The sequence below is a fragment of the Sphingomonas colocasiae genome, from assembly GCF_019880585.1.
Taxonomy (GTDB): Bacteria; Pseudomonadota; Alphaproteobacteria; order Sphingomonadales; family Sphingomonadaceae; genus Sphingobium_A; species Sphingobium_A colocasiae.
Genome location: NZ_JAINVV010000014.1, coordinates 70,836 through 85,393 on the forward strand (window position 1 = coordinate 70,836; position 14,558 = coordinate 85,393).

General features: G+C 64.9%; 12 protein-coding genes. 7 read left to right on the forward strand and 5 right to left on the reverse strand.

The features are described 5' to 3' along the window. Positions 1–40: 40 nt before the first annotated feature. The 4 genes from K7G82_RS27045 to K7G82_RS27060 all read right to left on the reverse strand — a co-directional run bounded on the left by K7G82_RS27045 (position 41) and on the right by K7G82_RS27060 (position 3,601). Positions 41–343 carry a hypothetical protein gene (locus K7G82_RS27045; protein WP_343228659.1) on the reverse strand — a complete coding sequence of 101 codons (303 nt, stop codon included), beginning with the start codon at positions 341–343 and terminating at the stop codon, positions 41–43. A gap of 44 nt (positions 344–387) precedes the next feature. Next, positions 388–1,380 (reverse strand): cysteine synthase A, encoded by a 993-nt coding sequence (locus K7G82_RS27050; RefSeq protein ID WP_222993216.1) that lies wholly within the window; start codon positions 1,378–1,380, stop codon positions 388–390. 113 nt (positions 1,381–1,493) lie between these two features. Further along, the gene (locus tag K7G82_RS27055; protein WP_222993218.1) at positions 1,494–1,820 is read right to left on the reverse strand and encodes an Mpo1-like protein; all 327 of its coding nucleotides are present in this window, start codon (positions 1,818–1,820) and stop codon (positions 1,494–1,496) included. 38 nt (positions 1,821–1,858) lie between these two features. Next, positions 1,859–3,601 carry a GGDEF domain-containing protein gene (locus K7G82_RS27060; RefSeq protein ID WP_222993219.1) on the reverse strand — a complete coding sequence of 581 codons (1,743 nt, stop codon included), beginning with the start codon at positions 3,599–3,601 and terminating at the stop codon, positions 1,859–1,861. A 173-nt stretch (positions 3,602–3,774) separates the two neighbouring features. On the opposite strand from K7G82_RS27060, the gene K7G82_RS27065 reads away from it, so the two are divergent. Next, a complete protein-coding gene (locus K7G82_RS27065) occupies positions 3,775–5,079 on the forward strand; it encodes a Y-family DNA polymerase (RefSeq protein WP_246623919.1) in 1,305 nt (434 codons plus the stop codon). A 103-nt stretch (positions 5,080–5,182) separates the two neighbouring features. Next, positions 5,183–5,569 carry a hypothetical protein gene (locus K7G82_RS27070; protein WP_246623920.1) on the forward strand — a complete coding sequence of 129 codons (387 nt, stop codon included), beginning with the start codon at positions 5,183–5,185 and terminating at the stop codon, positions 5,567–5,569. Positions 5,570–5,642: 73 nt separating this feature from the next. Here the strand turns inward: K7G82_RS27070 and K7G82_RS27075 are convergent, their stop codons facing one another. Next, positions 5,643–7,829, reverse strand: coding sequence for a putative bifunctional diguanylate cyclase/phosphodiesterase (locus K7G82_RS27075; protein ID WP_222993221.1), 2,187 nt, complete (start codon positions 7,827–7,829; stop codon positions 5,643–5,645). A 193-nt stretch (positions 7,830–8,022) separates the two neighbouring features. Here K7G82_RS27075 and K7G82_RS27080 point away from each other — a divergent pair, with 193 nt between their 5' ends. The 5 genes from K7G82_RS27080 to K7G82_RS27100 all read left to right on the forward strand — a co-directional run bounded on the left by K7G82_RS27080 (position 8,023) and on the right by K7G82_RS27100 (position 14,523). Beyond that, positions 8,023–8,640: a helix-turn-helix transcriptional regulator gene (locus tag K7G82_RS27080; protein WP_222993223.1), complete on the forward strand. Its 618-nt coding sequence runs from the start codon at positions 8,023–8,025 to the stop codon at positions 8,638–8,640. A gap of 86 nt (positions 8,641–8,726) precedes the next feature. After that, a complete protein-coding gene (locus K7G82_RS27085) occupies positions 8,727–9,476 on the forward strand; it encodes an acyl-homoserine-lactone synthase (protein WP_222993225.1) in 750 nt (249 codons plus the stop codon). 186 nt (positions 9,477–9,662) lie between these two features. Further along, positions 9,663–11,837, forward strand: coding sequence for a phosphoribosylformylglycinamidine synthase subunit PurL (gene purL / locus K7G82_RS27090; protein ID WP_222993227.1), 2,175 nt, complete (start codon positions 9,663–9,665; stop codon positions 11,835–11,837). Continuing rightward, the gene (locus K7G82_RS27095; RefSeq protein ID WP_222993228.1) at positions 11,838–12,431 is read left to right on the forward strand and encodes a peptidylprolyl isomerase; all 594 of its coding nucleotides are present in this window, start codon (positions 11,838–11,840) and stop codon (positions 12,429–12,431) included. Positions 12,432–12,549: 118 nt separating this feature from the next. Beyond that, positions 12,550–14,523 carry a serine hydrolase domain-containing protein gene (locus tag K7G82_RS27100; RefSeq protein WP_222993230.1) on the forward strand — a complete coding sequence of 658 codons (1,974 nt, stop codon included), beginning with the start codon at positions 12,550–12,552 and terminating at the stop codon, positions 14,521–14,523. The last annotated feature ends 35 nt before the right edge of the window (positions 14,524–14,558 follow it).

Below are 14,558 nucleotides of genomic sequence, written 5' to 3' on the forward strand. Positions count from 1 at the left end.
ACGCGTCCCGCGAAATCCCCAGCCCCGACCAGGGCCAAGATCAGGGGCCCTTGCGCTTCGAGGGATCGACCGGTGCGGCGTTGTTGCCGGTGCTGGGCGCGACGCCGAGTTCGGCCAGCGGTTCCTTGGGCAGTTCCTCGGCCGCGAGATTGTTGCCGACAAGTTCGGGCAGCCCGTTCGGCACTTCGACATCGGCCTGATCCTGTACCGGCGTCTCGTCGCTGGCCGAACGCGTCAGCGCGCCAGCGCCCATCACAACCAGAAAAACGGCCGCCAGGCCGGTCACGCCGATGCGCACCCGCTGGAGCCGTTCATGTCGATCGGTGTCATGCGAACCCGTCACATGACCGAAGATAGCGAAGCGGAATCGCTTTGTCGAATGCGGGCTTAGTTGGAACGCAACGAAGCCGGGACCACCAGCCCCTTGGATTCGAGCCATTGCGCATTGTAAAGCGTTGAAAGATAGCGAAATCCTGTATCACACAGGATCGTCACGATGGTCTTTCCAGGGCCCATCTGCCGGGCGAGTTCGATCGCGCCGGCAACGTTGATGCCCGAGGAAAGCCCCAGGCAAAGCCCTTCCTCCTCAAGCAGGCGATGCACCTGCACCAGCCCCTCGGCATCGGAGATCCGGAATTGCGCATCGACCGGCGCCCCCTCCAGATTGGCGGTGATCCGCCCCTGCCCGATGCCCTCCGCGACCGAACTACCCTCCGCCTTCAACTCGCCACAGGCATAATAGCTGTAGAGGGCGGCGCCGTCGGGATCGCTCAGCGCGATCACGATATCGTCGCGCTTCGCCTTCAACCCCAGACCGACGCCGGCAAAGGTGCCGCCGGTGCCGACCGCACAGGTGAAACCGTCCACCTTGCCGCCGGTCTGCGCCCAGATCTCTTCCGCCGTACCCATGATATGGGCCTTGCGATTGGCGATATTGTCGAACTGATTGGCCCAGAGCGCATTCTCCGTCTCTTCGGCGATGCGGCGCGAGGTGTGCACGAAATGGCCGGGGTTCGAATAGGGCGCGGCGGGAACCAGCACCAGTTCGGCGCCCAGCGCGCGCAGCGTGTCCATCTTCTCGCGGCTCTGCGTCTCCGGCATGACGATGATCGTCTTGTAGCCCTTGGCATTGGCGACGAGCGCCAGACCGATGCCGGTATTGCCCGCCGTCCCCTCGACGATCGTGCCGCCGGGGCCGATCAGCCCCTTTTCCTCGGCATCATTGACGATGAACAGCGCCGCGCGATCCTTCACCGACGCGCCCGGATTGGCGAACTCGCATTTGGCGAGGATTTCGCAGCCCGTATCCGCGCTTGGCCCGGCCAGCCGGACGAGCGGGGTGTTGCCGATGAGTGAAAGCGTGTCGGGAGTAACGGTCATGCGGATCGACAGGGCCTGATATCTGGGGTGGGGGAAAGCCGGACGCATGATCTAGGGCGAAACCGCGCCGTCGCCAAGCAAGGCTTTGCAGTCGCCGATTCAGCCGGGCTTTCTCAGTGGACGCCCGCGCGCTCCAGATGCGGGCCGAGCCGGCCGGCAAGTGCCAGGAAGAACATGCGATAGTCGCTGAACAGCGACCAAAGGGGATAGGTGAAGGTCGCCGGCCGGTTATGCTCCACCGCGAAATGCGCGGCCCAGGCGAAGCCATAGCCCGCCAGCGGCACGGCGAGCCACCACCAGCCGCCCAGCGACAGGGCCAGCCCCGCGAAGACGAAGGTCAGCGCGGTTCCCGCATAATGGAGCGAACGCGTCGCGGGCCGTGCGTGCTCGCGCAGATAATAAGGCCAGAAATCGGCATAGCGCGTGATCGGTCGGTCCATCGCAGGGATGCTATCCCCTTGCCGCGAACACCGCAAATTCAGGCGGCGATCATCAACCGGTCACGCCCGGCATTCTTGGCGGCATAAAGCGCGGTGTCCGCCGCCTTCAGGATGCGATCGGGATTGGCATGGCCGTCAAAGCTGGCGACACCGGCGCTCACCGTCACGCGGATGCTGGCATTGCCCCAGAACAGCGCGGTCTCCCCAACGGCGATGCGAAGGCGATCGCAGATATAATGCGCCTGGTCGATCGTCACGCCGGGCAGGATGATCGCGAACTCCTCGCCGCCCAGGCGCCCGACCAGATCGGAATCGCGAACCGTGCGCTTGGCGATCGAGGCGAAGCTCTCCAGCACCTGATCACCGGCGTCATGCCCATAGGTGTCGTTGACCCGCTTGAAATGATCGACGTCGAAGATCGCCAGACACCCCTTGAGCCGGGACCCGCGCGCCTCCGCGAGGCGCCGGTCCAGTTCCGCATTGAAACCGCGCCGGTTGTAGAGGCCGGTCAGCGGGTCGATGGTCGCCGCGCGCGTCAGTTCGGCCTCGACCAACTTGCGGTGGGAAATGTCGCGAATGGCGCTGACGACGCCGACGATCCGGCCACCCTCGTCGAGAACGCTGCGCGTCGTCGTCTCGAACCAGCGCACGGTCCCGTCCGCCGTCACTCCACGATACTCGACCATGAAGGTCTGCGCCGGCGCGCCCAGCGCCGCGACATGGACCGCGCGGACGCGCTCGCGATCCTCGGACATCACCAGTTCGATCACCGGCGTGCCGAGAAGCGCCTCGACCGAATAGCCGCCGATCTGGACGATCGAGGGCGAGACGTAGCGAATGACGCCATTGGGATCGAGGTTCATCACGATGTCGGTCGAATTGTCGGTCATCAGCCGATAGCGCGCCTCGCTGTCGCGCAGCCGGTCGCCAAGCCGCTTGCGGCGCTTGAGCTCGGCGGCGATCGGCAGTGCCGAAACCACCGTCGCCGCCAGATAGAATTGGAAGAACTGGACATGCGCGAGCGTGCCGCCCTCGATCAGATAGATCGGGCCCATGCCGCGCGCGGTGAGCGCCCCGCCGATGATCGCGATCAGCACCACCGAAACCGCCGCGCCCAGCCGGCCAAGCCAGAAGGTCGCCAGGATCACCGGCAGGATCGGCACGAAGAGGATGGGGAAACGGTTCTGAACGAACACCGCGAGCGTCGTCAGGCCGACCAGCGTCAGCACCGCGATGCCTTCACTCAACTGGCGGCGCCCCGCCCCGCCGACCCAGCGCTTGATGTCGCCGTTCAGGATGAAGGCGAAAACGGGGAAGAAGGCGAGTGCGCCGAGCGCATGACCAAGGAACCAATTGGCCATGTTCGAGACCAGCGGCGTCGATGAGGCGAGCGAGGCGGTCAGACCACCCGCCAATGCGCCGACGGCGGGCCCGGCAAGGCCTGCAGCAAGTACGAAAGCCGAGAATTGCGAGAGAGAACCCAGCGCATCCTTGCGCAATCGCCAGCGCGCGAGCAGCGCGGCCGAGATCGCGACTTCGGTGAGGTTCGACAATGCCAGCGGCAGCGCCGGGCCGAAACCAAGGCCGAAAAATGTGGTCGCCGCCATGCCGGCCGCGCCGCACACCAGCATCGGGGCGAGCCAGTCGCTGAACAGGCGCGACGACAACGCCGCCAGCAAAAGGGCGTTGGCGATCCAGAGGCAGGCGACCCCGCCTTCGAAGCGGGTCAAAGCGACAGCGGCGCTCGCCGCCACGAAATAGGCCAGGCCCAGCAAAACCACCCGACGACGGCGAGCGGCAGTCCCAAGAGAACGCGGCGCAAACATCATCACGGTTCTAGCCGATCGCGGTTAACAAAGATTAACAACCATCGCCGAAACGGCTCGTTCCCTGACGGAATCGGGGCAGCGCCCCATATGTTCACTATATGTTCCCAACATGCTATTCGTGGGGGATGCAGACCGACTCGCCACCGGCCTTTCCGCCACGCCCGCTGCGCTGGCTCTATGTCGATCTGAACAGCTATTTCGCGGCCGTGGAACAGCAGCTCCAGCCGGCGCTTCGGGGCAAGCCGGTGATCGTGGCACCGGTGGGCAGCGACACCACCGTCGCGATCGCCGCCTCGGTCGAAGCCAAGCGCTACGGCATTTCCACCGGAACGCCGGTCTGGGAAGCGAAGCAATTGTGCCGAGACATCATCGTCACTCCGGCCCGGCATATGGAATATGTGCGTTTCCACGACGCGATCGTGGCCGAGGTGGAACGCCATGTGCCGGTCCATGCGGTCTGTTCGATCGACGAGGTGGCGTGCCGCCTGCTCGACAATGAGAATGACGAGACCGACGCGCGTGCGCTCGCCGAGCGGATCAAGGCGGGTATCCGCGCCAATGTCGGCGATTGCCTGACCGCTTCCGTGGGCATCGCACCCAACCGGCTGCTCGCCAAGCTGGCGTCGGACATGGTGAAGCCCGACGGGCTCGTCATATTGCGTGCAGAGGATCTGCCCGGCCGGTTGTTCGGCCTGCCGCTGCGCGCGATCGCCGGCATCGGCGCCAAGATCGAACGGCGCCTGGCCCAGGACGGGATCAACGATATCGCGCAGCTCTGCGCGCGCCGGCCGCGCGACGCCGGCCATGCCTGGGGCGGCACCAATGGCGATCGGCTCTGGTATCTGCTGCACGGCGTCGACCTGCCCCAAAAACCCACCCAGCATCGCACGATCGGGCACAGCCATGTGCTGTCGCCCGCGAAACGCGGACCGGAGGCGACGCGGCTCACCGCGCGCCGGCTCGCGCTCAAATGCGCCAGCCGTTTGCGGCGCAAGGGCTGCCGGGCGCGGCTGCTGGTGCTTCACGCCAAATTCGAGGACGACAAGAGCAACTGGCGCGCGAGCCACAAGCTGCCCGCGACCGAGGACAGCTTCGCCATTCTTGCCGCGATCGACAGCCTGTGGCCAAGGCTGCGCGAAGCCGGATCCGCGCGGCGCGGCGGTTTTCGCATGCGCATGGTGGGCGTCACCATCGCCGGGATCGAGCCTGTCGAGGGCGAACAGCCGTCGCTTTTCGCGCATCTTGATCCGGACGATCCGCTGGCGCGCGAGACCCGCAACCTGGCGCTCAGCCGTGCGATGGACCGGATCAACGAGCGATTCGGCCGCAACGCGGTCAGCGTGGGGCCCTTGCATGGCGGCCGGATCGATCATGTCGGCGCACGCATCGCGTTCGGACGTATCCCCAGCATGGCCGAATTCCACGAATAGATACGTTACACCGCAACTTTATTGCGCCGCACAAGGAAAATCGCCGGCTGTCATGGAAGTGAACTTGACGAACGGCGTCGCAGCCGCAAAGCGTCAGCCCGCTATGAAGATTCGATTCACCCTTCCCTTCGCCGCGGCCTCCGCACTCCTCGCCCTTTCGGCGTGCAACTCCGAACCCGAGACCATCGTCGGCGGCGGCACGCCCGACGACATGGCCGCGGAACTCGCCAACGCGGCGCCGGTCGAGCTGCCGCCGTCGGTGAAGGAGAGCAAGACCTATCGCTGCAAGGACAGCAGCCTCGTCTATATCGACTGGTTGTCGGGCGACAAATCGGCCAACATCCGCACCGAAAAGGCGGGCATGCCCACGCTGGTCAAGGCTGAGGAAGCCGGCAAGCCGATGGTCGCCGAAGGCTATTCGCTCGAGGGCAGCCAGTCGTCGATCACGATCACCCTTCCCGGCAAGGGCAGCCAGAGCTGCAAGTCCTGATCTTCAGACCCTGTTGAACCGGAAAGGGGCCGGCGGAGCGATCCGACCGGCCCTTTTCTTTTGCGGAAACCGTTCAGCGCAGCCCGATCACCCGCTTGCCGCGGCCGGCGGAAGCCCAGAGCGATTCCGCCAGCCCGGGCTCGATCGACTGGAACGGCGCGACCAATGCGCACGCTTCCTCGATCGGCACCGGATGCGCGAACAGATAGCCCTGGCCGTATTTCAGGCCGAGATCGCGCAATATGCCGAGCTGGACCTCGGTCTCGATGCCTTCGGCAATGATGTTGATATCCAGGCTTGCGCCCAGATTGATGATCGCGGTGACGATCGCGAGATCGTCCTTGCTTTCCGCCAGCGTGCGGATGAACGACTGGTCGATCTTGAGCGTATCGACCGGCAACTGGCGAAGATGGACGAGCGAGGCGTAGCCGGTGCCGAAATCGTCGAGCGCGATCTTGAAGCCCAGCCGGTCGAGCGTGCGGATCGTTTCCGATACGGTATCGACCTGGCGACCGAGGAACACGCCTTCAGTCACTTCGATCATCACTTCGCTGAAGGCGATGCCGGCGTCGGAGATGCGGTTGGTCAACCGGTCGACAAAGGTGGTGCTGCGGAATTCGGCGGTCGAGAAATTGACACTGACAGTGCCCAGATCGGTGCCCTGCTGCTTGGCGCGCACCATGTCCTTCAGCACGGCGCGGAGCATCGCATCGCCGATCGCTTCGGCAACGCCGGCATCCTCGAAAGCGGCGGCGATGCTCGAAGGCGCGCAGATCCGGCCCTGGCGATCCTTGCGGCGCAGCAGCGCCTCGAACCCGATCGGGCGGTTGCCGTCGAGTGAGACCTGCATCTGATAATAGGGAATAATCGAATCGGTCTCGACCGCCTTGCGGCCCAGATTGATCATCGCGACGCGGCGCTGCGTCTCCTGCTTCATGTCGAGCGAGAAGATCGTCATCTGGCCGCGACCGCGCGCCTTGGCCTGGTAGAGCGCGATGTCCGCGTTCTTGAACAGCTCGGTCGGGCTCTGGCCGTGGAAGGGGAAGATCGACGCGCCGATCGAGACGCGGCATTCCACGCTCTGCCCGTTCACCGTCACCGGATCGCGCAACGCCTCGAAGATCGTCGCGCTGACGTCGTGCAGCTCGCTCAACGGGCCGTCGAAGGGCAGGATGATCGCGAACTCGTCGCCGCCGATGCGCGACAGCAGTGCCTTTTCGGGCAGCACGCGGCCGATCAGGTCGCCGAACGCCATCAGCAGCGAATCGCCGGCATCATGGCCGAGCACGTCGTTGACGTCCTTGAAATTGTCGACGTCCGCCAAGAGGATCGCGACCTTCAGGCCCAGCTTGTTCTCCTCGCGGATGATCCGTTCGAGCTGGCGGTTGAAGACCATGCGATTGGGCAGACGCGTCAGCGCATCATGCTCCGCCGTCCAGCGGATCTGCTGTTCGATCAGGACGTGGTCGTCGATATCCTCGCTATAGCCGAACCAGCGGATGACCTTGCCATTGTCGTCGCGCAGCGGATAGGCAGTGGCGCGCATCCAGCGATAGGCGCCCGCCGCCGTCCGCACGCGGCAGCGCACATCGAGCACGGTGCCCGTCATCACCGAATGAATCACGCGCTCCTGCGTCACCGCCATGTCGTCGGGATGAACCACGAGCGCCCAGCCGCCGCCGACCAGCTCCTCCTGCGTGCGGCCCGTATATTTCTCGTAACGCTCGGTGAAGGCGATGATATTGCCGTTGGCGTCCGCCAGCCAGGGGAGCTGGGGATTGAGCTCCACCGTATGGCGCAGATGGTCGCGCTCGGTTTCCAGGCTCTCGATATATTCGGTCTGCGCGGTATTGTCGCGCATGACGACGAAATAGCCGTCGCCCTTTTCGTCGGCCGACAGGCTCATCTTGATGAAACGGCGCGGCGCGGATCCCGCCTGGATCGGCACCACCATTTCGGCGCCCTGCTCGCCTTCGCCGGCAAGCTGTTCGTCGAAAAAGCCGACAAGCGCGCGCCGCTTGCGGCGATCCACCGTCCGCAGCGCCTGTTCGATGGAGACCGTGGTGTTGCGCGCACCGAGCAGCGTACGCGCGGCATCGCCCAGCACAAGCTGACGCTCGGTCCGCAGCAGATACGCCATCGCGACGCCCGCATCGGCGAGCGCGGCGCGAATCGGCGCCGGTACATCCTCGATCCTTTCAAGCACGCTTTGCACGCGGCCGGGATCGAGCGTCGCTATGGTCGAACGCGCGTTCGTCATGTCCCCATCAAGGCTGGCAGCCGGATCATCATCAACCTCCTTAAGGCGAGGGACCTGCAAATCGGTTAACGCATCTGTAAATTCGCGCTTCGGTCTTTTTTAACGTAACGCCGCGATAACCATCGCATCGAACGAGGATGCTATGGCGCGAGCGACCCGCCCCCTTACCAAACAGGATGAACACGCCGTTCCCATGACGATGGGCGCGCTGCACGCGCGCGCCCAGGCCATGGAAACGCTCGAGGCGCTGACCGGACTGTTCAGCGAATCGATCGCGGCCGACGGGTTTCAATCGCATCTCTGCTTCGGAATCGGCGACGCCGGCCTGATCGAGCCGCTGTTCGGCGATGCCGGCTCATTGTCGGTACGCGCACCTTTCGACGCGGCCAGCTGGAATCGGCCGGGCCATCTGCTGCTGAAGCTGCATGGCTGGTACGAGGGCGACCTGTTCATCAGCCTCGACGGGCGGCGCGTGCCGATCGGGCCGGTGCTGCGCGCGTCGCTGCAGGGGCGTTCCGAGGTCTATGCCACCTATGGCCTGTCGCTGCTCGAACGTGAACGCGACGTGATGACTGCATCCGGATTGGGCCTTGTTCAGCGCCAGTGCCTTGCCCGGCTGCTGACCGGCGAACGCGATCCGCAGATCGCCGAAACGCTCGGCCTGACCCCACTCGCCGTGCGCGGACATATTGAAAGCGCTATGAAATTTCTGTCCGCCCGTAGTCGCGCCGAAGCGGTTTCGATCGCCGCGCGACGGGGCTGGCTGGCCGGTCTCGACCGCGAGCCGGAAATTCTTTTCGCACCAAATTAGATGTAATATGGTTAACTGATTGATAACCACCTGCATTTCGATCTAGACTCCTGCGAAACAAATCAGGGGTCTTTCGCACCGTGGTCATGCATCTGATCAATGCTGGCAATAAGCATCTCTACGGGCCGGAGCTCGAAGACCTGTATCGCGCGCGCAAGCAGATCTTCGTCGATGGATTCGGCTGGGATCTGAAGCTCACCGACGGCATGGATATCGACCAGTTCGACGACGCGCGCGCCGAATATGTCGTCGGCTATGATTCGGCGCTCAATTCGGTGATGTCGCTGCGCCTGCGCCCGACCGACGACATCTCGCTGCTCGGCGATCTCTTCGGCCACAGCCTGCCTGCCGACATGCGCCCGCTGAACGACGGCAGGACCTGGGAAGCGACGCGCGGATTCTGCCTGGAATATGGCCGCAAGCCCTGGAACATGCAGCGCAAGGGCGCCTGCATGACGGCACCGTTCGAGATCATGCACGCGCGCGGGTTCGACAGGCTCGTCGCCTTCACCGACACGCGCATGTTCACCTTCGTCGTCAACATGGGCTGGCAGTTCCGCATCCTGGGCGATGCCGTGCCTTATGGCGAGGGATCGGGCTTCGCACTGGAAGTCGACGTCAACGACGCGTTGATCAAGTCGATGCGCGACATGTGGGGCCTGCCCGGCCCCGGCTATGTCTATGTCGAATCGCTCGAACCCGGCGAAACGGTGCACGGCGCCGCCATGCGGCTGGCGCGCGCGCAGGGAATCGATTTCCTGGCGGCACGCGACGATCTCAGCCGCCTGCGCCGCGATCGCTCCAAGCCGGCGGCGGAAGCCGCCGCGGCGGCCTGAGCGAAGCATCGATTCATGCTTTGACCGGGGCTTGAGGCGATCAAGGTCTACAACGGGCTACGCGAAAAGCGGATCGCGTAGCCCGTTGTTGTTAGTTGTTATCGCATCGTTGTTGCGGAAAACCGGTTCCCACTTTTCCGCACGATGCTCTAGGCGAACCGCGCCGCCGCCGCTAAGGCGCGGCGCATGACCGAGATCACGCCCGAAATCGTCGCCGAACACGGCCTGTCCCCCGAAGAATATGATCGCGTGCTGCACGCGATGGGGCGCACACCCAATCTGACCGAACTCGGCATCTTCTCTGTGATGTGGTCCGAGCATTGCTCGTACAAATCGTCGCGTATCCACCTGAAGAAGCTGCCGACGACCGGCCCGCAGGTGATTTGCGGCCCCGGCGAGAATGCCGGCGTGGTCGATATCGGCGACGGCCAGGCCGCCATCTTCAAGATGGAGAGCCACAACCACCCCAGCTATATCGAGCCCTATCAGGGCGCGGCCACGGGCGTTGGCGGCATATTGCGCGACGTGTTCACCATGGGGGCCCGCCCGGTCGCGAACATGAACGCGCTGCGATTCGGCCGGCCCGACCATCCCAAGATGCGCCACCTGATCGCGGGCGTCGTCCATGGCATCGGCGGCTATGGCAATTGCGTGGGCGTGCCGACGGTGGGCGGCGAGGTGAATTTCCACCCCGCCTATGACGGCAACATCCTGGTCAATGCGATGACCGTGGGCGTCGCCGATACCGACAAGATCTTCTATTCGGCGGCGTCGGGCGTCGGCAATCCGATCGTCTATGTCGGCTCCAAGACCGGCCGCGACGGCATCCATGGCGCGACCATGGCGAGCGCGGATTTCGGCGAGGATGCGGAAGAGAAGCGCCCGACCGTCCAGGTCGGCGATCCCTTCACCGAAAAGCTGCTGATCGAGGCGTGCCTGGAACTGATGGCATCGGACGCGATCGTCGCCATCCAGGACATGGGCGCCGCCGGACTCACCTCCTCCTCGGTCGAGATGGCCAGCAAGGGCGGCGTCGGCATCCGGCTCGACATGGACAAGGTGCCGCAGCGCGAAACCGGCATGACCGCCTATGAGATGATGCTCTCCGAAAGCCAGGAGCGCATGTTGATGGTCCTGAAGCCCGGCAAGGAGGCGTTCGCCGAGGCGATCTTCCACAAATGGGAACTCGATTTCGCGGTGATCGGCGAGGTCACCGATACCGGCCGGATGGTGCTGGTCCATCACGGCGAGACGGTGTGCGACCTGCCGCTCGCGCCGCTGGCGGACGATGCGCCGCTTTACGATCGCCCGGCGATGCCGCGCGACGATTACAAGGCCTGGTCGGGCGTGAAGCCGCTGGGCGAGGTGCCCGAGAGCGCCGATATCGCGGCCGATCTCGTCACGCTGATGGGATCGCCCGACATCGCCAGCCGTCGCTGGATCTGGGAGCAATATGATCACATGGTCGGCGCCGACACCGTGCAGCGCCCCGGCGGCGACGCGGCGGTGGTGCGCGTGCACGGCACGCAGAAAGGCATCGCGATCAGCACCGATTGCACGCCGCGCTATTGCTATGCCGACCCCTATGAAGGCGGCAAGCAGGCGATCGCCGAATGCTATCGCAACCTTTCGGCGGTGGGCGCGACGCCGCTGGCCGTCACCAACTGCCTGAACTTCGCCAATCCGCAGCGGCCGGAGATCATGGCACAGCTCACCGGCTGCCTCGACGGCATGGGCGATGCCTGTCGCGCGCTCGATTTCCCGATCGTGAGCGGCAATGTCTCGCTCTACAATGAATCCAAGGCGACCGGCGGCGGCTCGGCGATCCTGCCGACTCCCGCGATCGGCGGCATCGGCCTCCTCGCCGACTGGTCGAAATCGGCGACGATCGCGTTCAAGACCGAAGGCGACGCGATCTGGTTGATCGGCGGTGACGGCACGCATCTCGGCCAGTCGATCTGGCTGCGCGAAGTCCATGGCCGCGAGGACGGCCAAGCGCCGGCGGTCGACCTGGAACAGGAAAAGGCGCGCGGCAGCGCGATCCGCGACCTGATCGGATCGGGCAAGGCGAATGCCGTGCACGACATCAGCGATGGCGGCCTGCTCGTCACGCTCGCCGAAATGGCGCTGGCCGGAAACCTCGGCTGCGACCTGACCATCACGCTCGACGCCGCCAAGGCATTCGGCGAGGATCAGGGCCGCTATGTCGTGACCGGATCGGCCGACGCGTCCTTCCCGAATGCCGTCCGCATCGGCACGGTGCGCGGCACCGCCGTGGCGGGCGTGGCGATCGCCGACCTGCGCAAGGCGCATGAAGGCTTCTTCCCCGCTCTGATGGGGGCTGACGCAGCGCTTGCGTAAATGAGCGGTTTGTTTCGTGTCCTGATCGGGCTGTTGCTTGCCCTGTCCGCGTTTCCCGCAAACGCGGCGGGGCCGGCCACGGCCCGCGTCAGGATCGAAACCAGCCTGGGCGCGATCGTGGTCGAAGTCGATCTGAAACGCGCGCCGGTCACATCGGCCAATTTCCTCGCCTATGCCGAGGAAAAGCGTTTCGACGGCACCACCTTCTACCGCGCCGCACGCAACAAGGGTGATCCCACCCGCGGGCTGATCCAGGGCGGCATCGACAGCAAGGTGCGCAAGGCGCGCTGGCCGATCGACCATGAGCCGACGAGCAAGACCGGGCTGCGCCATGTCGACGGCACATTGTCGATGGCACGCAATGCCCCCGGCAGCGCGATGGGCGATTTCTTCATCACGATCGGCCCTTCCGCCTATCTCGACGCACGCGATGGCAGCCCCGGCTATGCCGCGTTCGGCCGCGTCGTCAGCGGCATGGCGATCGTCCACCGCATTCTTGCCCTGCCCACCTGGCCGGGTGGCCGGTCGATCACCACCAAGGGCCAGCATATCAAGCAGCCGATCCGCATCATCAGCGTGCGCCGCATACGCTGACGGAATACGCGGCCGAATCCGGCAAGAATTATCCGATCAGGATTATACGATCCCCATCAGGTTGCACATGGCCATGAATTGAGTCATGATCCGTCGATAAAATCGGGGGGAGCCGGCCATGATCTCGTTCGCGCGTGTGAGGCATATCATCCTGTCCGCCTTGGCGGTCGCGCTGATCGCACCGGCCGTGGCGCTGACCCAGCCCCCAGCTCCAGCGCCCACCCCACCGACCGCCCCCTCGCCAAAAACGCCGAGCCTCGAGCGCGCCGATGTCGATGCCTGGCTCGACGGCCTGGTTCCGGGCGCGATGCGCAGGGGCAAGATTCCCGGCGGCGTGGTCGTGGTGGTCAAAGGCGGCCAGATCCTGACCGAGCGCGGCTTCGGTTATGCCGATATCGCGAAGAAGCGGGCGGTCGATCCCAGGACGACGATCTTCCATCCCGGCTCGATCTCCAAGACGCTCACCTTCACTGCGGTGATGCAACTCGTCGAACAAGGCCGGATCGATCTCGATGCCGATGTGAACACCTATCTCGATTTCAGGATTCCGCCGCGCGACGGCAAGCCGATCACCATGCGCCAGATCATGACGCATACGCCCGGTTTCGAGGAATCGATCAAGAATCTCACCACGGGCAGCCGTCCGTCACCGCCGCTCGGCACCTATCTCAAGACCTGGGTGCCCGAACGCATCTACGCGCCCGGCACGGTTCCCGCCTATTCCAACTATGCCTCCGCCCTTGCCGGCTATGTCGTCCAGCGCGTCTCCGGTCAGGACTATTACGACTATATGGACGCCCATGTCCTCGGCCCGCTCGGCATGACGCTGTCGAGCTTTCGCCAGCCGGCCCCGGCGAAGCTGCAGCCGTTGCTGAGCCAGGGCTATGCCGCCGGTTCGGAAGAGCCGACCTATTTCGAGCATTGGAGCGTCGCGCCCGCCGGCAGCCTGCTCGCAACCAGCCACGACATGGCCGGCTTCATGATCGCGCATCTTCAGCAGGGGCGCTTCGGCAACGCACAGATCCTGGCCCCCGCGACCGCCGCGCAGATGCACATGATCCAGCCGCGTATCTTCCCCGCGCTCAACGGCATGGCGCTGGGCTTTTACGAGCATAGCCGCAACGGCCACCGCATCCTCGCGCACAATGGCGGCACGCAGTTCTTCCACAGCGACATGCATCTGTTCCTCGACGACGGCGTCGGCATCTTCATCTCGCTCAACAGCCCGGGGGTGGAAGGTGCGGCATCGGGCCTGCACGACGCATTGTTCCGCGGTTTCGCCGATCGCTATTTCCCGGCCCGCCCATCCGCCAAGCCGAAGGGCGTCGACACGGCGACGGCGGTGCGCCACGCCCGGCTCATGGCGGGGCCCTGGGATTCGAGCCGCCGTTCGGATTCCAGCTTTCTCAGTCTCGGCAGCCTGATGGGGCCGTTCATGATCACCGCCAATGCCGACGGCACGATCGGCTTCGACATGCCCGGCCAGGGCATGACGAAGTGGCGGGAGATCGCACCTTTCGTCTGGCAGGACGTCGATGGGGCCGACAAGATCCAGGCGCTGGTGAAGGACGGGCGGCCGATCATGCTCGGCTTCGACATAGCCGCGCCCCAGGCGTTCATCCCGGCGCCGGCCTGGCGCTCTCCATCATGGCTGATGCCGGCGTTGCTCGCATCGCTCGCCCTGTTGCTGATCAACGGCCTCGCCTGGCCGGTTCGCGCGATGGTGCGGCGGCGCTATGGCGCGGCGCTGGCCTATGCCGGCAGCGCGGCGACCTTTTACCGGCTCACCCGTGCGCTGAGCCTGGCCGCGATCGCGGCCATCCTGACCTTCCTGGCGACATTGACCTACATGACCGCCGATATCGAGCGGTTCAGCGAAGCGATGGATCCCTGGCTGCTGTGCGTGAAGCTGGCGGCGGTGGCGATCTTCGCCGGAGGATCGGCGGCGGCGCTCTACGATCTGGCTGCGCATTGGTCCGCGCGAAAGAGCTGGGCAGGCAGGCTCTGGTCGGTCCTGATCGCGCTGGCTTTCATCGTGCTGCTCTGGATCGCCTTCGCGTTCAACCTGACCAATTTCAGCGGCCATTACTGAAAACAGCGGCGCATTCTCTCGCCGCGCGCAATGGG

Bases quoted from the DNA above. Each gene is read 5' to 3' on its own strand.
- K7G82_RS27070 (WP_246623920.1), top strand. From the start codon at position 5,183: ATGAAGATTCGATTCACCCTTCCCTTCGCCGCGGCCTCCGCACTCCTC.
- K7G82_RS27100 (WP_222993230.1), top strand. From the start codon at position 12,550: ATGATCTCGTTCGCGCGTGTGAGGCATATCATCCTGTCCGCCTTGGCG.
- K7G82_RS27050 (WP_222993216.1), bottom strand. From the start codon at position 1,380: ATGACCGTTACTCCCGACACGCTTTCACTCATCGGCAACACCCCGCTC.
- K7G82_RS27065 (WP_246623919.1), top strand. From the start codon at position 3,775: ATGCAGACCGACTCGCCACCGGCCTTTCCGCCACGCCCGCTGCGCTGG.
- K7G82_RS27055 (WP_222993218.1), bottom strand. From the start codon at position 1,820: ATGGACCGACCGATCACGCGCTATGCCGATTTCTGGCCTTATTATCTG.
- K7G82_RS27095 (WP_222993228.1), top strand. From the start codon at position 11,838: ATGAGCGGTTTGTTTCGTGTCCTGATCGGGCTGTTGCTTGCCCTGTCC.
- purL (WP_222993227.1), top strand. From the start codon at position 9,663: ATGACCGAGATCACGCCCGAAATCGTCGCCGAACACGGCCTGTCCCCC.
- K7G82_RS27080 (WP_222993223.1), top strand. From the start codon at position 8,023: ATGACGATGGGCGCGCTGCACGCGCGCGCCCAGGCCATGGAAACGCTC.
- K7G82_RS27075 (WP_222993221.1), bottom strand. From the start codon at position 7,829: ATGACGAACGCGCGTTCGACCATAGCGACGCTCGATCCCGGCCGCGTG.
- K7G82_RS27085 (WP_222993225.1), top strand. From the start codon at position 8,727: ATGCATCTGATCAATGCTGGCAATAAGCATCTCTACGGGCCGGAGCTC.